The organism is Psychrobacter immobilis (genome assembly GCF_904846175.1).
Classification (GTDB): domain Bacteria; phylum Pseudomonadota; class Gammaproteobacteria; order Pseudomonadales; family Moraxellaceae; genus Psychrobacter; species Psychrobacter immobilis_E.
Window position 1 is genome coordinate 69,091 of sequence record NZ_CAJGZM010000006.1, and the last position, 19,727, is coordinate 88,817.

Here is a 19,727-nt window from a genome sequence, read left to right on the forward strand (position 1 = left end):
TTTAAAAAACAAATTAAAATTCAAGATTTAAAACATCAAAATACAAGGAATGGTTATGAGTTTACCTGGATTGAATTTTCAGCTTGGCGAAGATATCGACGCCTTACGTGATATGGTGCAGCAGTTTGCTGCCAAAGAAATCGCTCCGCGTGCGGCCGAGATTGACAGTAGCGATGAGTTCCCAATGGATTTGTGGCAAAAGATGGGCGACATTGGTCTACATGGCATCACCGTTCCTGAAGAATACGGCGGATCTGATATGGGTTACGTCGCCCATATGGTCGCGATGGAAGAGATTAGCCGCGCCTCTGCCTCTGTAGCGCTGAGCTATGGAGCGCATTCAAATCTGTGTATCAACCAAATTAAACGTAACGGCAGTGAAGCTCAAAAACAAAAATATCTGCCAAAACTTATCAGCGGTGAGTTTATCGGTGCACTCGCCATGAGTGAAACTGGCGCTGGCTCTGATGTGGTCAGTATGAAGCTGAAAGCCGAAGAGAAAGACGGTCATTATGTGCTAAATGGTAGCAAAATGTGGATTACCAATGGTCCTGATGCTGACATAATGGTTGTATATGCTAAGACCAATCCAGAGCTAGGCGGCAAAGGCATGACCGCTTTTATCGTTGAAAAAGGCATGGCAGGCTTTGGCACGGCGCAAAAGCTCGACAAACTTGGCATGCGCGGTAGTCATACTGGTGAGATGACCTTTAACAATGTTGAAGTACCCAAAGAAAATATCTTGGGCAGCCTAAATGAAGGCGTTAAGGTACTGATGAGTGGTCTCGACTATGAGCGTGCGGTATTAGCAGCTGGTCCTATCGGTATCATGCAAGCAGTGATGGATAATGTCGTGCCTTATATCCACGACCGTAAGCAGTTTGGTCAAGCGATTGGTGAATTCCAGCTTATCCAAGGTAAAGTTGCCGATATGTATACCATCTTGCAAGCAGGGCGCAGCTTCTTATATACCGTTGGTAAAAATCTCGATATGTTAGATAAACGTGGCGCAGGTCATAGTAGAGAAGTGCGTAAAGATTGTGCCAGTGTGATTTTATGGTGTGCTGAAAAAGCCACTTGGATGGCAGGCGAGGGCATTCAAATCTTTGGTGGTAATGGCTATACCAATGAGTATCCGCTTGGTCGCTACTGGCGTGATGCCAAGCTGTATGAAATCGGCGCAGGTACCAGTGAAATTCGCCGTATGCTGGTCGGTCGTGAGTTGTTTAACGAGACGAAATAGAAAATGTTTAGGTAAAAGCATTTAGGTATTAGTTATAACAAAAAAGCAGTACGTTTTAAGCGTACTGCTTTTTTTAGTTCTGCTTTATAAAGACTTTCAGTAATTATGCCTGTTTACTATGGTCAAAATAGCGTGCCAGACCATTTAATAATAAATCATCACGAATACGCACTGGGCGATTAACATGTTGGGCGATAATGGCTGCATCGCCACCGGTCATAATGACTTCAAAGTTGGGATAGCGATGGCTAATCTCGTTTATCGCGCCAACGATAGATAGTAATATGCCGCGATGTACCGCATCTTGCGTGGTAATTCCCTGACTGACACTATCAAAAGTACCGTTAGAGATGGTGATTTGCTTGGTGCCAGAGAATAGCGACTCACGCTGCAGGTAGATGCTAGGGAAAATGTAACCACCTAAATGCTCAGCATGGTCAATCAAGTCAATAGTCACCGCTGTACCGCAGCCAATCACACATTGACGTTTGGTTTTATCCACCGCGCCCAGCATTTGCAGCCAACGATCACAGCCGAGCTGCTCATCATTATAAGCGCTTTTCATCAGCGGATAATTGGCATCGACATGGACAAATTCAAATGGGATATTAAGGCGACTTAAAGTTTCTGATACTTTAGCATTGAGATCATCGCCTAGCACTGATGAGATACCAATAAAGTCAGGCGCATAACGCTCAAAGCGATCGGTCAAACCCATAAGTAATTCAGCCGGCGCTTGCAAATGTTGCTTGGCATCATGTGCGACTATCTGTCCGATATCGTCGGTCAGCCAGTATTTGAGACGGGTGTTTCCCAGATCTAACCAGAGCATAAAAAATCCCTTTATATAGTGCCCGTTGGGTCTTTAATTTAAGCCTTATTAATAACGTCAATGCGTCCGGTAAAAAGCGCAGAAATCTTACCGTTATCTTGACGTAATTGCAAACATCCGTTTGTATCAATACTGCAGGCGTCTCCGGTGACCACATGCGCTTTATCATCATGGTCTTGAGTGACCTGTAATCGCAGACCTGCTAGTGCGTCCATCGTTGCAAACTCTTGCAAAAAGCTGTCCAAATAATAGCTATGTCCGGTCGGCTTCTCTATATCAAAGTGCTCAAAGCGCGTCATCGCTGCCAGTAATGCCTCACTAATTTGCTGATAAAGCGTTTGTAAGGTCGGTAGGCTATTAGTATTATCTGATTCCAGCATACCGTAAATATCTTGTAAGCTGATCGCTTGATAACTCATGCCTTCGCAAGTTTCTGCCGTCAGCTTTGGAGTGGCTTGTACATTGAGTCCAACCCCCATCACTACGCCGACCAACTTTCCTGCTTGCAATACAGGTTCTATCAAAATGCCAGCCAGTTTATGAAAGGGAGATGGCAGCGCTTCCTGTTCTGATGTAGCTTGTTCAAAATCAGTTTGATGTTGATATGAATAAAAGCCTAAATCATTTGCCCACTTTACGCCGATGGGTGTCAATCCTTGCGCATGTAACTGCTCATTCAGCGTTTGGATAATGGGCATTTTTGCCAGTTCAACGCCAATTATTAACGACAATAAACCACTAATTGGCATATGTATCGGATGATATAAAGACAGATAGACATTACCGCGCGGTGATTGCCATGAGCGCCCATGTTGTCCACGCCCTGCACTTTGGGTTTCAGCGGTTAGCAGATACATGGCTGCGGCATTTAGCGAGCCATTTTGTACCGCTGCAATCAGCTCGCTATTGGTAGAAGCGCTGCTAGTGACGTGACGATGGGTAAGCTCAGATAAATGGACAGATGGATTGGTTGGTGACGGCATAGATATAGGTAACGGCATAAATTTAGTCGCTTTGGTTCATATAAGGTTTAATCTAGTCTTTAAGATAGCTTTTGATATACTAACGCGATTGTCATGATTAGACAGTATCAAATAAACAGCATAAAGGTCGGATTATAATTTAGCAAATGCGATATACAAGTGATTATAAAACTAAATAATTTTTATAAAAATAAATGCGATAAAAGGCTGATTGGATGATGTTATATGTATGGTTTGTTATTGCAGGAGCATTTGCGGGTGTTTGCGCAGGCTTGTTCGGTGTCGGTGGTGGCATGATTATCGTACCAGCATTGGTATGGATTTTTACCGCCTATCATTTCCCTCCTGAAGTGGTCACCCATTTAGCAATTGGCACTTCCTTGGCGACCATTGTTATAACCTCAATCAGCTCAATGACTGCGCACAATAAGCGTGGCGGCGTGCGCTGGGATATCTGGCGTAAAATGGGTTTGGGTTTGGTCATTGGTAGTCTAATCGGTGCAGGCGTTGCAGAATCGATTGATGGACAAGCGTTAAAAGCCATTATAGGTGGTGGTGCATTATTAGTCGCTATCAAGATGCTGTTTTTCTCTAATAAAGAACAACTTGGCAAACCTCTGCCTTCTACTGGTGTGCAGTTTGGTGCTGGTACTGGGATTGGTTTGGCGTCGTCTATTTTTGGTATTGGTGGCGGTAGTTTAACAGTGCCGTTTTTGAACTGGGCAGGGCTGACGATGAAGCAGTCAGTCGGTACGGCTGCTGCTTGCGGTTTACCTATAGCCGTTGCAGGAGCACTAGGGTTTGCATGGTTTGGTCAAAATGTTGAAAACTTGCCTGAAGGTACGATAGGTTTCGTACATATTTCTGCATTTTTATGTATTTCAGTAGTGAGCTTTATGATGGCAAAATTCGGCGCAAAGCTTGCGTATAAATTGCCAGCGTTAATGCTTAAACGCGCCTTTGGGGTGTTGCTATTATTTGCAGGTGGACAGCTGTTATTAAGTGGGATTGGGGTGTTGTAAAAATCACCTTTTATGAAAAGTACTATTGATAATTAAGGATTGAAAATGGCTGTTTTTGATTTATTCCATAAAAGGCAGAAAAGGCTTCGAGGTGAATATCCTGACGTTTACCAATACGATGAATTACCACGCGAGCTTAAAGTTCAAATAGTTCATCTTTGGAATGAAACTATAGATAGAGATAAACGTAAAAATCAGTTTCAACCTGCTTCATTGAATAGAGCTTATCTTGAAAAATGTTATAGGACTTTATGTAAAGAGTTGGGCGTCTTTGAATTAAATAAGTGGGATAATGAGAACAAGCATTTACCTTCAGATAATTACTTTGATAAAATTGCTAATTATTTTATAAATGAGTCTGATACTGAAAAATCCTTAAGTGTAATTGAGCTAATGGCCCAAAAAACTGAAACCTTTGCTCTTAATCATCATAGAGAAATAGGAATTGACATTGTCGATACAATAGCTGAACTGAATCAACGTTTTCGTGAACATGGCGTAGGTTATCAATACGAGAACGGTCAAATTATTAGAATTGATTCTGAATTTATTCATGCTGAAGCAGTTAAGCCTGCTTTACAATTACTGAGTAATCCAATATATAAAGGTGCACAAGAGGAATTCTTAAAGGCTCACGAACATTATCGTCATGGTCGTTACGATTCAGCTCTAACAGATTGTCTCAAAGCCTTTGAAAGCACCATGAAAATTATATTAGATAAACGTGACTGGGAATATGGTAAAAAGGACACCTCAAAGAAGCTTATTGATTGTTGCATAGCTAATGAATTGATACCAAAGTTTTGGTCTGATCATTTTAATTCACTAAGTAATATGCTTACTTCGAGTATAGGGACACCTCGAAACAAATTGAGTGGTCATGGTAAAGGTAATGATGACATAGAAGTTCCTGAACATCTTATTCAGTATGTACTACACATGACAGCCTCTACCATTGTATTTTTAATCAAAGCAGATGAAAGCTTAAAATGATTATTTCTTATCAATCGCATCTAGCCCCAAACGCATCCACTTTTTTGCTACCTCATCATGGTCGCTGAGCATACTCCACAGCGCATCTTCACTAAAGATAGAGTACGCTTTACCCGAATGCTCAATGGGCAGATCCGCTTCACGGTCTGTCATCCATTGCGGATTCAGATAGTAATCTTTCAACTCATTTTGCAATGCTTCAGCGCGCAAAAATTGCTGCTGCGCCTCAAGCTGTTGACGATGCAGCTCACACCATTCTTCATATTTTTGTTGTAGTTCTTGAGGATTATAATCAGTCATTTGAATGCCCTTAATTTTTATTATTTAGATGAATGGTGCGAATTTTCAGCCCTATTATAGCATTCCTTACAAACCCTAAAAACCTAGCCCAATTTCAGGTAGAATAGCCGCCTGTTTTTGCTAAGTTTATCGATATTTCATGCGTCTAAAATCTCTCAAGCTGGCAGGCTTTAAATCCTTTGCCAATCCTACGACTTTTACCTTTCGCCATGGCATTACCGCCATTGTCGGGCCAAACGGCTGTGGCAAATCTAATGTGATTGATGCCATACGTTGGGTGCTGGGCGAAACCTCTGCTAAGCAGCTGCGTGGCGGGGCGATGAGTGATGTCATTTTTGCCGGTACGCAAGATAAAGCGGCCAAAAGTGTTGCCAGTGTCGAGCTGACTTTTGAACATACGCAAGATGAGCAGAATGGCATTCGCCATGAGTTTAATCTCTATCAAGAGCTATCCGTTCGTCGTCAGGTAAATTTAGAGGGACGCTCTGATTATTTTATCAATGGTACGCGCTGTCGTCGCCGTGATGTGGTCGATGTATTTTTGGGGACTGGGCTTGGCGCGCGCAGTTATGCGGTCATCGAGCAAGGTATGATTGGGCGGATTGTTGAATCTAGCCCGCTGCAGTTGCGTGAATTTATCGAAGAGGCGGCAGGGGTCTCACGCTATCAAGCGCGCCGCGAAGAAACGCAAAAGAAGCTTGAGAAAACTAAAGATAATTTGGCACGCCTGCATGATATGCAAAGTGAGCTAGTCAGCCAACAAAAACGCTTATCTAAGCAAGCGGCCAGTGCTGAGCGTTATGAAGAGTTGGCAATAACGCTTGCTGATATCAAGCAACAACTTGCTATTCAGCAATTGTATCAAGCTAAGCATAATCAGCAGCAGCAAAAAATAGCTTATGAACGTAGCGCTAATGAAGTCGCCAAACTGCAAACGAGCTATGAAACGCTAAAAGCCAAACAAGATAAGCTTGCAGCGCATATCAATCAAGAGCAATGGCTAAAAGACGATGCCCAAAGTAACCATTATCAGCAACAATTAAGCTATCAACAAGCAGAACATCAATTAGGTGATGCTAAATCACAATTAAACGCTATCGCACAGCAGCTTACGAGCTTAGAGCAGCAGCGTCAGCAAGCCGTGACTGAAATTGAGCGCTTAAAAACTGAGCAAGCTGAGCAACAAAATGTACTAGAAGAATTGCGCCCACAGCTTAGCGAGCTAACCAATAAACGTGACACACATAAACGCAACGAGCAACCATTGCAGCGTGCCTACCATGACTCGCAAAATCAGCTATCAAGGCTGCAAGATACTGCGCGCATGCTTGAGCAACAACAAGCCATCAATAACCAAGCACAAAAACGCCAGCAGCAAAGTCATGATAAATGGCAACGTCGCCAGCAAAATTGGCAGGATTTATGGCAGCAATTACAACAGTCACTATCATCAGTTGAAAGTGCTGATGGGCGAGAAAAAACTGATACGAAAAATTTACAGCAGACTTTAGAGGCACAGGTTGCTGAGCTAAATAAACAGCTGCAGCAAATTGAGCGCCAACAAGATAGTATCGATGAGCGTTTGTCTGAGCTACAACTGCAAGCGCATGAGTTACAGCAACGTTTGTACATTCAACAGCGCGAGTTAAGCGAAGATGAAAAACGTCACGCAGTATTAGCAGGTGAGTACGATACTCTGCACCAGATATTGCATCCTAAGCCTATGCCGAAATCGCAACAATCTACTAACGCAAAAACTGCTGATGTTAAAACTGCATTAGAAAATGAAGTAGCTAGCGAGTATAACGAATTAGCCATTACCACCTTACGTGAACATATTGATTTAAGCGCAAAAGGGCAGCAGCACGCGCAGCTACTCGATAGCGTATTGGCGTTATGGCTCGATAGTCATGTGCTGATTTCTGACCAAACGAGCAGTGAAAAGATTAATGATAACTCTCAAAAAACCGATAGCTTATGGCAAGCACTTGAACATGACTTAACAGATTTATTTATTTATCAGACTGCAAAAAATGAGCTTACTACTAAAGAAAATAAATCACAGATAGAAACTGGTCATAGTTTATGGCTATCTGCTAAGCAAAGTGAGAGTAAAGAACATTTATTTATTAGCGAATTGTCAGATACTTTGGCTGATAAAATAATGCCTTTATCAGAGCTGATTACCGCACCTAATTTAGCGCTTTGGCAGCACTGTTATTTATATATTGCACAATCTGAGACAGATAATAAGCAAACGTTAGAAGTGCTTGCCATTATCCTAAAATCTTTACCATCATCAGCTATTTTACTAACGACTGACGGTTGGCTTATCAGTCGTCAAGGTACGATAAATCTCAGCAAGTTTGCTGGCGCGCAAAATGGTCAAAACGATAGCAATAACCAATTCTTAAGCCAGCGCTTACAGCAGCGTAGCCGTCTGCAAGCGTTAGAAAATCTGCTTGATGAGTTTGAGGTCAAAATACAAGACCAGCAAAAGGCGATTGCTAATAACCAGCGCAACTATGATGCCTTGACGGTCAGCTTAGAAGAAACGCGCGCTCAGGCTGACCAATTGACTCGTGATAAACATCAATATCAGCAAAAGCTGATCACCGAGCGTGCCAATGTTGAGCGCATCCAAGCGGATAGCCAACGCCTCAATGCTGATAAAGCCACTCTTGAGCAAGAACAACAAGAGCTTGAGCAAGAACAGCAAGCGCTTAACGATGAGCAGCAACATATTGAAAGCGATATAGCGGCACTGACGCCACAAATCTCCGATGCGCGTGCATTAAGTCAGCAATTGCAGTCTGAGCGTAGTGAGCTAAATCGCGCGCGGCAGACGGATGATGATGCTTGGCAAGCACTACAGCTTCGTATTCAGCAGAGCGAGATGCGCTTAGAACACAGCGTGAGTAGTCTTGCGCGGGCAACCGAGCAGCATGAAAAGTCGCTACAAAGCGAGAAAAGTCTAAAGGCGCAGCATGAGCAGCAGCAAAATAAGTTGCCAGCACTGCAAGCAGCATTGCAGACGGCACAAACAGCGCGTGATGAGCAACAGGTAATATTAACGACGCGCGAGACAGCATTAACGGCGCTTAAAGAGGAATATAGTCAGCAACAGGTCGAACTAGACAGTTTGCAAAATACCTTGCAAGTGCAGCAAAGCGAGCTTGCTCGCCTTGCTACCGAGTTGGCACTCAGCGCCGCGCGTTTGGATGATGCCAGTAGCCATACCCAAGAAGCACTAGATGCCTATGATAATTTGAGTCATAAATATAAAGCGCAATCGGAGATATCGCAGCAGCCACAGCAACAACAACAAGTGATGAGCGTCTCAAATTTATTGGCAGACTTTATTGCTCATGATCGCCGTGTACGTCCAGATAAAATCGCAGAATTAGAATCTGAGACTAATAAGCTTGAGCAGCAATTAAGTAAAATTGGTGCGGTCAATCTCGCTGCTGTAGCAGAGCTTGCTGAAGTTAATGAGCGTTTAGAGCCACTCGCGCAGCAGACAGCCGATATTGCTGCCAGTATGCAGACGTTAACGGAAGCGATTGCCTCGATTGATGAGACTACTAAGACGCTATTTATGCAGACGCTGGATGCGGTCAATAACGAGCTTGCCAATTTGTTTGCCAAAGTCTTTGGTGGGGGGCAAGCAAGCTTAACCCTTAATACTGACGATATGCCTGCTAACGCGCCAAAGTCAGAGCATTGGCGGGTAGGACTAACTTTAATGGCACAGCCGAAAGGCAAGCGTAACAGTCGATTAGCTGTGCTTTCAGGCGGTGAAAAGACCTTGACCGCGCTGAGCTTGATTTTTGCCATATTTAAGCAGCATCCTGCCCCATTTTGTGTGCTTGATGAAGTCGATGCACCGCTTGATGATGCCAACGTCGCCCGTTTTACCAGTCTTATTCACGAGTTAGCAGACGATTTGCAGTTTATCTTTATCAGTCATAATAAGCTGACGATGCAGATTGCTGATGAATTAAAAGGCGTCACCATGCCAAGCGCGGGCATTTCTACTTTGGTCAGCGTTTCGCTCGATGAAGCTGCGCGTTACCTTTCTGATTAAGAGCAGCGCACAGTAGCAAAATAATTAATAACTGCAAGCGATTGTCAGTGGTATAGTTAGGTCTATAATTTAAAGTCACGTAAGTAGTCAGTCAAGTATTTGGGGCTAATGATAAACGATGACTATATGGTGACGATATTCATTAGCCATGCTAGACTATTGCCATTTATTCACTCTTATTTATTCCCTTTTGTCATATATTAGGATGTATTTCTCATGACCGCTATCCAGTTTATCTTGATCGCTATTGCCGCATTTATCGTGCTTGCAGGGCTATTTATGGTCATTCGTAGCTTTAAGCGTCGCAAAACTGCTGAGGCTGCCGCGGTCAATTATGATAAAAATGGTATTCCCATTATTCCGCGTCATGAGCGCAATATCGTCGAGCAGCCAGACTTAGATGATACGGTCGCAGGCGAAACCAGTATCGCCCCTGATCGCAGTTATCTTAATGCCGTCGTTGAAGAAGAGCCTTTGAGCCAATCTCATACCAATATCGATGCCCAGCTAACGGCTGCCCGCCATGATATTAATAATGATAGTAGTGGCATGATAGATGACGCCGACTATGCGCGCTGGCAGGACGAGCAGCAGCGCACTGACAACAGCGAGTTTATAGAAGTAGCTGAACACATGCATATCGAGCAAGAGCCGGATGCATTTTCAAGCCTCATGTCAGCTACTGACAGTTTGATGCCAGTGATTGATACCGTAGACGAGCCAAGCTTTGATAATAATAGTCCGATACTCGATCAGCATCTCTCAGAGCCGGTTGATGAAGCGCAAAACGGTCCGTTAATTAACGCCAAAGACAACATTAATATCACCATCTTGCCGCACCAATACCGTGACCGCCCAGCAGCAGTGATTCGTGGTCGTGACTTGTTGGCGTTAATTGATAAATACGGTCTGCGTTATGGCGCGATGAATATGTTCCATCGCTATGAGCAAAAAGACGGTACAGGCATGCTGTGGTTTAGCATGATGGGCATCACTGATAGTGGTATCGCACCTTTTGATCCGCATAGCGTCGCGACCAATAATTATAATGGTGTAGTGGTATTTTTATCGTTGCCACATCCACAAGCCTTGCGCAGTTTTGATAGTATGATGAGTATTGCTTATATGATGGCAAGCGATTTGGACGCCGTTATGCTAGATGAAGAGAATGATCCAATCACCCCTGAATACAAGCAACAACTACGCAACCAAGTGCGTGATTATGAAGGTTAGTTTTAACTGATTAACATAAGCTGATAATATTAGTAGCAGTGAAAAAGGCAAATAGCGTTTGACGTTATTTGCCTTTTTTAGTTTTTGGTTGATGAGCGTTTCATTCGCATAATTTTCTATAAACTTGGTTTTCAACAGAATGAGTTTTCAACAGAATTAGTTTTCTACAAAATGATATCCGCATATCCTGCAAACTTGTTATTATATCGGCATCTTGAATCGCAAAGAAAAGACGCCGACTATGACTGATCCTATCGCACCGCTTACCTCTAAAGACATTAATAAAGACATCAATACTGCAAAATCTGCTGGCAATGATGATGCTATCGTCACCCAAATGCGCACGTTGATTGATACTTTAAAGACGCATAATTATGCCTATTATGTGCTCGATAATCCGATTTTAGAAGACAGCGAATACGATCAGTTGCGTCGCTCTTTATTGGAGCTCGAAGAACAATACCCAGAATTGGTGCAGCCGGATAGCCCAATCAATCAAGTTGGCGATATGCCACTATCTGCTTTTACCCAAGTCACTCATGATATTCCGATGTTGTCATTGGGCAACGTCTTTGATTATGACGAGTTACATGGCTTTATGCGCCGTGTCAATGATCGACTCAATGACGCACAGAAAAATCCTGAATATGAGATGGAGCTAAAGCTTGATGGTTTGGCAGTGTCACTCAAATACGCTTATGGGCAATTTATCCAAGCGGTAACACGCGGTGATGGTCAAACGGGCGAAGATATTACCCAAAATGCCAAAACCATTCGCAATTTACCGCTTTGGCTAGCCGCTGCCGCTGATATTGAGCTGTTAGAAGTACGCGGCGAAGTGCTGATGCCCAAAGCAGGTTTTGAGCGTCTGAATCGCTTAGCGGAAGAAAAAGGCGATAAAACTTTTGCCAATCCGCGCAATGCCGCCGCTGGTAGTTTACGTCAGCTAGACCCGGCGATTGCTGCCAGCCGTCCGTTAGCTTTTTATTGTTATTCAGTCAATCAAGGTCTACCTGAGACTATCGATACCCAATCAGCCGCCTTGGCTTGGCTCGGTGACATTGGGTTTAGCGTCAGCGCTGTGAGAGTGGTACAAAACCCGCGCGAAGCACAAGCTTATTATGAGTCGATGATTGAAACACGTAGTAAGCTGCCGTTTGAGATTGATGGCATGGTCATCAAGGTCAATAATTTGGCATTGCAGCAGCAGCTTGGTTTTTTATCGCGTGAGCCGCGTTGGGCAACCGCTTATAAGTTTCCGGCAGAAACTGTCATGACGCGTCTGCATAGCATCGATTGGCAAGTTGGGCGCACTGGCGCAATTACTCCTGTAGGTAAGCTTGAGCCCGTTAAAGTCGGCGGCGTTACTGTCAGTAATGTCACCTTGCATAACTTTGGTGAGATTCAGCGCTTGGATGTGCGTGCAGGCGATATGGTCAGCGTACACCGCGCAGGCGACGTTATTCCGAAAGTTACTCGCGTTTGGCATGAGCAACGTCCAGAAAACTCTGAACCTGTACAGCTACCGTCGACCTGCCCCGTTTGCGATTCGCCAGTGGTATTGCCCAAAGACGAAGCCTTGGCACGCTGTACCGGTGGGCTATTTTGTCCCGCCCAGCAGGTCGAGGCGCTCATACACTTTGTCTCACGTCGAGCAATGGATATTGATGGTTTAGGTGCAAGTTGGTTGATTAGCTTTTTTGAGCACGGTTTGGTCAAGACTGTCGCCGATATTTATCAGTTGCATAAACATCAAGACGAGCTGATTACGCTTGAGAAACTGGGCGAAAAATCTGTTCAAAACATCCTGAGTGCCATTGAAACCAGTAAGCAGACGACGCTCGCACGCTTTATCTATGCGCTTGGTATTCGCGGTGTCGGTGAAACAACAGCACAGAATTTGGCGCAGCAATTTGGCGACCTTGATAGCCTGATGGCAGCAGATATCGACAAGCTCCTACAAACGCCTGACGTTGGCGCAATCACCGCTGAGCTTGCTTATAAATTCTTCCGCGCGCCGCATAATATCGAAGTCATCACCGCATTACGTGAAGCGGGCGTGCACTGGGATAAGGTTGAGCAAGTGGTGTCAGAGGGATTGCCGCTCGATGGGCAAACATGGGTCATCACGGGCGCGCTCGATAGTATGGCGCGCGATGAAGCCAAAGCCAAACTACAAGCGCTCGGTGCCAAAGTCTCAGGTAGTATCTCGGCAAAAACGACTGCGCTGCTGGCAGGTGATAAGGCTGGTTCGAAAATGGCAAAGGCAGAGAAACTAGGCGTGAAAGTGGTGGGTGAGGAAGAGTTTTTGGCTTTGGTTGCGGAGTAGGGTATGAATGTTGATGATTTGAAAGGTTTGGATGAAGAAACTAAAAAAGAAATTGAAGAGTTGCAGAAAATAACTCGTGAGAAAGATGGCGACGAATTTTTTGCGGCAGCTCAATTCAATATAGGAAATGCATACTTTAAAAGCAATAACTTAAAGAGTGCTTTGGAAGCATGGAATAAAATTGAAAATGAAGATAATCCTGAACTTTATGCTCAACTTCGAGTAGATATTGGAGTCATGTTTAAGCAAGGAGACGATGATGAACGTGCTTTGATAGAATGGAGTAAAGTAACCCGTTCTGATAGTCCAGTCGCATATGCTTATGCACAATTTTATACTGGTCGAGTATTATACAAATTAAATCGTAGTTTAGAATCGATAAAAGCTTACAAGAACATTAAGCGTGAAGATAGCTTAGAGCTTTTTATTGAAGCACAGTTTCGTATTGCAGAGATTTCACTTGTAGAAGGTGATTCTAAAGGAGCTATAAATTTTTGGAGCAATATAAGCCGCGCTGACGACCCACTTGCCTATGCTAAAGCTCAGTTTAGTATCGGCGCTATTCTCATAGAGAAAGACATTGATAGAAAATCAGCAATAGTAGCATGGAGTAATATTAAAAAAACGGATGATCCTAAAATATTTGCAGATGCACAATTTGGTATAGGGTATGAATTAAAGATTAATAACAAGATTGATGAAGCATTAATAGCTTGGAGTAAGGTTAAGCGCTTAGATAACTCGGCAGCGTATGCAAAGGCACAGTTTAATACAGGTGTCACTTTGATGGAGTTAGATAACTTTGAAGGTGCCTTATTAGCATTGAAAAATATAAAATATTCTGATGAACCGGAAGTTTATAAAAGTGCACAAAATAGTATTAAGAATATAGTAGATAATACTCAATTTAATAATGAGTTATTAGAAAAATTAAGTAATATTAAGCGTTCGGAAGAACCTAAAGCATATGCTCAGGCTCAATATAGAATAGGAAAGAAGCTAATTCTGAGTAGTGATTTTGGAGATATTATCAGTGCTAAAGTAGCTTTTGAAAATGCGAAAGATTTCTATCCTTATGAATCATATTGCTACAGCAAAGTTTGCGAGTTATTAGTTAATGAGAACACTTTTAATATTGGTGATAAGTCTTTAGATTTAATGGAACTAATAAAAAAAATTGTTAATGTTTTGACATTAGATTTTAATGAAGATCATTTGAAATCAGAAAATAATAATAAAAATGTTGTTGTTTCTAAATCACCTGAGAGGAAACTAGCGCATTATACGAGTACAGATACTACAAATAAGTTATTAAATTTTGATAGTGAAAATAATTTACCAAGCTCTTTTCGCTTGAACACAGTAAGTAATTTTAATGACCCAAGTGAAGGGCATTTGCTAAGCAACTATCTGAGTTATGAGGAAAATGAAGAGAAAGAATATTATGCTCCAGATTTTGATGAGAACCTACATGCATTCATTAGTTGTTTTACATTCAATCACGATAGTTTAAATCAGTTTAGGTTATACGGTAAAACGGATAATCAAGAAGCATCAGGTGTAAGTCTTGTTTTTAAAAAAGAATTTTTCCAATCTATAAGTAAAGTAGATGCTATTCCATTTTTATCTAATATATCTAATTCTCAAAGTTCCATTCATGACACGAGTAATTTTGAGACAGAATATAGTTTTCAGGAAGAAATTCTTAAAGTTAATGAAGAAACGAAAAAGGTTAAGAAGTTACCTGTTATTCGCTGTGTATATATTGATCCAACATCAGAATACATACATCTAGCCCAAAGAAATCGATTAACTTTTTTCAGAGAGTATGGCTATATAAAAGTTGAGCATCAAGATATATCTATAGTAGAAAAACAGCGAATACTTACTATTTCAAAAAAAAGTAAAGCAGAAATAGAATGGGATATTTACGAAAAATATATGTTCAACAAGACTGAACAATTTAAAATCTTATTTATAAAGCTTAAAGTGCTTTATCAAAAAATAATTTTCGATAAAGTGAAACTAAAAAATGTTGAAAAGGATATATTGAACAATATTGAAACATTGTTAGATGAAATTCTTGTGCCGTTAAAGTATCTTATTAAACACTCGGCTTTTCAAGAAGAGCAAGAGTGTAGAGTGATCTACATTACTGCACTAGATAACCCTGAAGTGAAAATGACTTTCGGGAAATTCTTATATGTTGAATATGAACCTGATGTAAAATCGAATTTAGATAAGGTCTATATTGCTCCTGCTGCTAAGAAATTTCAGCCTTATATAGCTAACCTACTTTGCGATAAAAAGGAAGTAACAGTAGAAACCTCAAATAACCCTTATCGTCAGACTTAATATCTTGGCGTGTGTCACATAAATCAAAACACACGCTACCAACTCTTCTACTCCGCCACCTCACCATGCGCCTTTACCTCACCTTTCTTACCATCTGGCTGAATCACGATAGGCAATACCAGTCCTTTAGCAAAGTCATCTGACAGTACATAATCATAGCTACTGGCAGCGACATCAGGCGTGGTATGGATGACAAGTTTCATGTCTTTACTATCAATGATTTCATGTGAAGTATAGCTCTCGCTAAGCTGATCGAGCACCTTTGACAGCGCTTCGTTGCTTGCCATGCTTATCGTCAGGTTGTGCTGAGCGGTGGCGTTATCTAATTTAAAATATTCCGCATAATCGCGTACATTTTGGCTATCAAGCGCAAACGGATATTTATAATTCGTACGGTCAGCAGCTTTTTCGCCGCTTGCGACCAGTGACCAATCAATGGTGTTAGCTTTTGCCGCATCAGGCGCTGCTGTGACTGAGTCTTTATCAGAGCTATCAATGCTATCAACGCTATCAGTGCCATTAGAGTTGTCAGCGCTATTATCGCAGCCCGTTAGTGTCATCATGCCTGCACTAGCTATTATCATCATACTTAATAAGCGCTTTATCATTGAGTTACTCTCTTTATTAGTGGGTCATGAGCTGTTTTTATAGATGAACTATTTTGACAGCTTTTAACGTGCTTCTCTAGCTAAATGCTGCAAAAGGTAATTTCTTATTAATAACGAATGACAGTAGACTGATATAAAAGAAAAAATGCATTAAGTAAGTTATTAAACAAGGCATTGGCGATGATACAGTTTGATTTTTAGCCATAAAAAAACAGTCACCAAATGATGACTGTTTATAATAATGCTAAGTCTAATAATTATAGGTTTATCATTATCAATTAACGATTAAACCAAAATTATTATCTACCTACCTGACAGTTTACTTGATATTCTTTACCGTTTGCCCATTTCATGGCGAAAATACCTTTGTCTTCTTTCATGTGCCATGCATAGACCACTTCAGAGTTTGATTCGTTGACATAGCTTGCAGTATCACCTTGGACGCCGCCATTTAAGATGATAGGCTGATTTGCCCAGTTCACTTTAGGTAAGGTCGCGTCTAGCATGACTTGTTTTTTATTAATTGACTGTTTTGCCAAGATTTTGCTGCCATCAGTACAAGTATAAGGTGCTGGTGCCATGCGATCATAAGCGACATCGGTTACGCTTTCTGAAGCAGGGGTTTTGTTTGGGGTAGTAGGTGCGGTAGTGGCACAGGCGCTTAGTAGAGCAAGAGTAGGTAGGGCAATAGCGAATTTGGTTAGGGTATTCATGGTTTTCTCCAAAGGTGTAAAAAATTTATGTGCTTTTTTGGCTGGGATTTTTCTAATAATGTGCTTTTTAACGATGCGTTAAGCATATAGCGCATATGTTAACGAAAAGCCTTTTCAGATAATGTTAGAAATTGTTTGTTACATGTTCGTTAAGTTACTTAAACACTGACTAATGTAACGCTGCCCTTAAAAGCTTTTGTAAAATAGCTAAGCTTAAATGAGCCAAATGGCAAGTAGCTAGGCAGCTATGCAAAAAAGAATTAAGCCAACAAGCTCAATATAAAAAATATAAAAAAGCGCCTATCGACTGCTGAGCCGATAGGCGCTTTGATTTAAGCTTAATTAAAAACTTCCAACTTATTTAGCAGCAATTACTTACAGCTATTTCACCTACAGCTATTTAACTTATCTAGTCTTACGCGGTGGCAGACCAGTATGCTGAGTTTGGAAGTTGCCTTTGCTGACTCTTTTGCTGTTTTTACCTAAAGTATCGTTACTCGAGGTGTTTTTTGCAGCGCTAGGACTATTGTTGCTGCGTTTCACCGAGTCATTACCCAAGCGGCTGTTCTTTTTACGCGCCGATTGATAACTGTCTTGCGCGGCGTCGCGACCTTCCAAGCTAGCGTTAAATGGCGGTATTAAACAGCCACGACCTTTACCAATCAAATCACTGCGTCCCATATCTTGCAGCGCTTTACGTAGCATGACCCAGTTTTTTGGATCGTGATAGCGTAAGAAAGCTTTATGCAATTTGCGCTGCTTACCAGATTTGACGATATCCATGTCACCTTCGTCACGGCTGATTTTATGCAGCGGGTCTTTATGAGTATGGTACATGGTGGTCGCGGTCGCCATCGGGCTAGGATAAAACGCCTGTACTTGGTCAGCGCGGTACCCGTGACCTTTTAACCACAGTGCCAGATTCATCATATCCTCGTCTCTAGTACCGGGGTGAGCGGCGATAAAGTACGGAATCAGATACTGTTCTTTACCAGCTTCTTGGCTGTATTGCTCAAACATGGCTTTGAATTTGTCATAGTTGCCCATGCCAGGCTTCATCATTTTTGACAATACCGCTTCTTCAGAATGCTCAGGGGCAATTTTTAGATAACCACCGACGTGATGGGTCACCAATTCTTTGACATATTCAGGGTCTTTAATCGCTAAGTCATAACGCAAACCTGAGGCAATGAGGATTTTTTTCACGCCTTTGATGTCACGGGCTTTACGATACAGCTGGGTCAAATTACTGTGATCGGTAATCAGGTTTTCGCAGACATCAGGATAGACACACGATGGTTTGCGGCAGTTCTTTTCAATGGTTTCATCTTTACAGTTGAGACGATACATATTGGCGGTCGGACCACCAAGGTCAGAGATGACACCGGTAAAGTTCGGCGCCGTATCACGAATCGCTTCGACTTCGCGCAATATAGACTCTTCTGAACGATTTTGGATAATACGGCCTTCATGCTCAGTGATTGAACAAAAAGTACAACCGCCAAAACAACCACGCATAATATTGACCGAAAATTTAATCATGTCATAAGCAGGAATGCGCGCATCGCCATAGCTTGGATGCGGCAGACGGGCGTACGGCAAGTCAAAGACGTAATCCATCTCTTCGGTTGAAAGTGGAATCGGTGGCGGATTGAGCCAAACGTCAATCGAGGTATGCGAGTTACCAGCGCCGCTACTATGACGCTGTACCAAAGCACGCGCGTTACCCGGATTGGTTTCAAGATGCAAGATACGGTTGGCATGAGCGTATAAAACTGGGTCAGCTTTGACATGCTCATAATCAGGCAGGCGAATCACCGTTTGCTCACGCGCTGGCATTTTAATTTTATGCTTGCGCGCCGTCATCGGTTTGTCAAAACCGCGCATTTGCACTACTTGCGTGTCTTCATCGACTTGGTCAGCATTCAATATTTTATTGGTCACTGGCTCAGATACGAAGCCCGGATATTGTGAAGCCATTCCTGACAGTGCTTGCCCAACGGGTGAGTCAGATGGCTTTTCTTGTTCGATTTTGCAGCTGTCAACGTCTTCAGTCATCACATATGGGTTAATAATCGGATCAACGCGGCCAACGGTATCGACATCGTTACTGGCAACTTCCACCATGCCCGCTTGCCAATGGCGACGGGTTGGGGTCAATAGATATGACGTACCACGTAAGCTACTCATTTGCTCAAAGCTGTAACCTTTTGATAGACCATGGACCACATCGACGATAGCTCGCTCAGCATTACCATATAATAAGACATCGGCACGGGCATCCATCAAGATACTGCGGCGGACTTTATCTGACCAATAATCATAATGGGCGATACGGCGTAAGCTGCCTTCGATACCACCTAAAATAATCGGCACATCGGGATAAGCTTCGCGGCAGCGCTGGCTATAAACGATAGCCGCGCGGTCAGGACGTTTGTCAGCCACGTTACCCGGCGAATATGCATCATCGCTACGGATTTTGCGGTCGGCGGTATAGCGGTTAATCATGCTGTCCATGTTACCGGCGGTCACGCCGTAAGCGTAAACCGGTTTACCAAGCTCCATAAAGGCGTCTTTGCTCTTCCAATCTGGCTGGGCAATGATGCCCACGCGAAAGCCTTGCGCTTCTAATAAGCGTCCGATAATCGCCATGCCAAAGCTTGGGTGGTCGACATAAGCATCGCCTGAGATGATGATGACATCACAGGCATCCCAGCCCAAATCGTCCATCTCTTTGCGGCTCATTGGCAAATAAGGCGCAGGCTCGTAGCAGCTCGCCCAATGTTTGTCGTAGTCGTAAAGTGGTTTGGTGCCTTGTTTGAAGGCGGTGCGGGCGATGGTATCGGCAGACATGAGGGGACCTGTTAATTAGAAAATGGCACTAAAAAATAGCCGTTATTGTTATTAATTAACAACGGCTCATTTAAAAGCGCTCATTTTAACATGAATTACGCTCAGGATGTGATAAACGCTGATAAAGGATTAACGATAAGTTATTGATAGCGTAAGGTAATCTATATAAAAGAAGG

13 protein-coding genes are annotated in these 19,727 nt (G+C 42.6%); 7 read left to right on the forward strand and 6 right to left on the reverse strand.

All coding sequences use genetic code 11. From position 1 onward, the window contains the following. The first annotated feature begins 55 nt into the window (after positions 1 to 55). Positions 56 to 1,243, forward strand: a complete 1,188-nt coding sequence (locus tag JMW39_RS09305) for an isovaleryl-CoA dehydrogenase (RefSeq protein ID WP_201546217.1) — start codon at positions 56 to 58, stop codon at positions 1,241 to 1,243. A 103-nt stretch (positions 1,244 to 1,346) separates the two neighbouring features. Here the strand turns inward: JMW39_RS09305 and JMW39_RS09310 are convergent, their stop codons facing one another. Continuing rightward, a complete protein-coding gene (locus JMW39_RS09310; protein WP_201546218.1) occupies positions 1,347 to 2,075 on the reverse strand; it encodes a pantothenate kinase in 729 nt (242 codons plus the stop codon). 38 nt (positions 2,076 to 2,113) lie between these two features. Next, positions 2,114 to 3,076, reverse strand: coding sequence for a biotin--[acetyl-CoA-carboxylase] ligase (locus JMW39_RS09315; protein ID WP_201546219.1), 963 nt, complete (start codon positions 3,074 to 3,076; stop codon positions 2,114 to 2,116). Between the two features lie 200 nt (positions 3,077 to 3,276). Between JMW39_RS09315 and JMW39_RS09320 the strand changes: the two genes are divergently transcribed. Together JMW39_RS09320 and JMW39_RS09325 are read left to right on the forward strand one after the other, a co-directional pair. Continuing rightward, the gene (locus tag JMW39_RS09320) at positions 3,277 to 4,080 is read left to right on the forward strand and encodes a sulfite exporter TauE/SafE family protein (protein ID WP_201546289.1); all 804 of its coding nucleotides are present in this window, start codon (positions 3,277 to 3,279) and stop codon (positions 4,078 to 4,080) included. Between the two features lie 45 nt (positions 4,081 to 4,125). Continuing rightward, on the forward strand, positions 4,126 to 5,073 hold the full coding sequence (locus JMW39_RS09325) for an STM4504/CBY_0614 family protein (RefSeq protein ID WP_201546220.1): 948 nt from the start codon (positions 4,126 to 4,128) through the stop codon (positions 5,071 to 5,073). Here JMW39_RS09325 and JMW39_RS09330 read toward each other — a convergent pair whose 3' ends face one another. Continuing rightward, entirely contained in the window at positions 5,074 to 5,373 is a 300-nt protein-coding gene (locus JMW39_RS09330; protein WP_201546221.1) for a DUF4298 domain-containing protein, read from the reverse strand. Positions 5,374 to 5,512: 139 nt separating this feature from the next. On the opposite strand from JMW39_RS09330, the gene JMW39_RS09335 reads away from it, so the two are divergent. The 4 genes from JMW39_RS09335 to JMW39_RS09350 all read left to right on the forward strand — a co-directional run bounded on the left by JMW39_RS09335 (position 5,513) and on the right by JMW39_RS09350 (position 15,377). After that, the gene (locus JMW39_RS09335; protein ID WP_201546222.1) at positions 5,513 to 9,460 is read left to right on the forward strand and encodes an AAA family ATPase; all 3,948 of its coding nucleotides are present in this window, start codon (positions 5,513 to 5,515) and stop codon (positions 9,458 to 9,460) included. 216 nt (positions 9,461 to 9,676) lie between these two features. Continuing rightward, a complete protein-coding gene (locus tag JMW39_RS09340) occupies positions 9,677 to 10,693 on the forward strand; it encodes a cell division protein ZipA C-terminal FtsZ-binding domain-containing protein (protein ID WP_201546223.1) in 1,017 nt (338 codons plus the stop codon). Positions 10,694 to 10,934: 241 nt separating this feature from the next. Then, entirely contained in the window at positions 10,935 to 13,022 is a 2,088-nt protein-coding gene (gene ligA, locus JMW39_RS09345; RefSeq protein ID WP_201546224.1) for an NAD-dependent DNA ligase LigA, read from the forward strand. Between the two features lie 3 nt (positions 13,023 to 13,025). Continuing rightward, positions 13,026 to 15,377 carry a DUF2971 domain-containing protein gene (locus JMW39_RS09350; RefSeq protein ID WP_201546225.1) on the forward strand — a complete coding sequence of 784 codons (2,352 nt, stop codon included), beginning with the start codon at positions 13,026 to 13,028 and terminating at the stop codon, positions 15,375 to 15,377. Between the two features lie 47 nt (positions 15,378 to 15,424). Here the strand turns inward: JMW39_RS09350 and JMW39_RS09355 are convergent, their stop codons facing one another. The 3 genes from JMW39_RS09355 to JMW39_RS09365 form a co-directional block, all read right to left on the reverse strand. Beyond that, positions 15,425 to 15,964 (reverse strand): hypothetical protein, encoded by a 540-nt coding sequence (locus JMW39_RS09355; RefSeq protein ID WP_227679475.1) that lies wholly within the window; start codon positions 15,962 to 15,964, stop codon positions 15,425 to 15,427. Positions 15,965 to 16,284: 320 nt separating this feature from the next. Beyond that, positions 16,285 to 16,698: a hypothetical protein gene (locus JMW39_RS09360; protein WP_201546227.1), complete on the reverse strand. Its 414-nt coding sequence runs from the start codon at positions 16,696 to 16,698 to the stop codon at positions 16,285 to 16,287. A gap of 405 nt (positions 16,699 to 17,103) precedes the next feature. Continuing rightward, positions 17,104 to 19,551, reverse strand: a complete 2,448-nt coding sequence (locus JMW39_RS09365) for a YgiQ family radical SAM protein (protein WP_201546228.1) — start codon at positions 19,549 to 19,551, stop codon at positions 17,104 to 17,106. Positions 19,552 to 19,727: the final 176 nt, after the last annotated feature.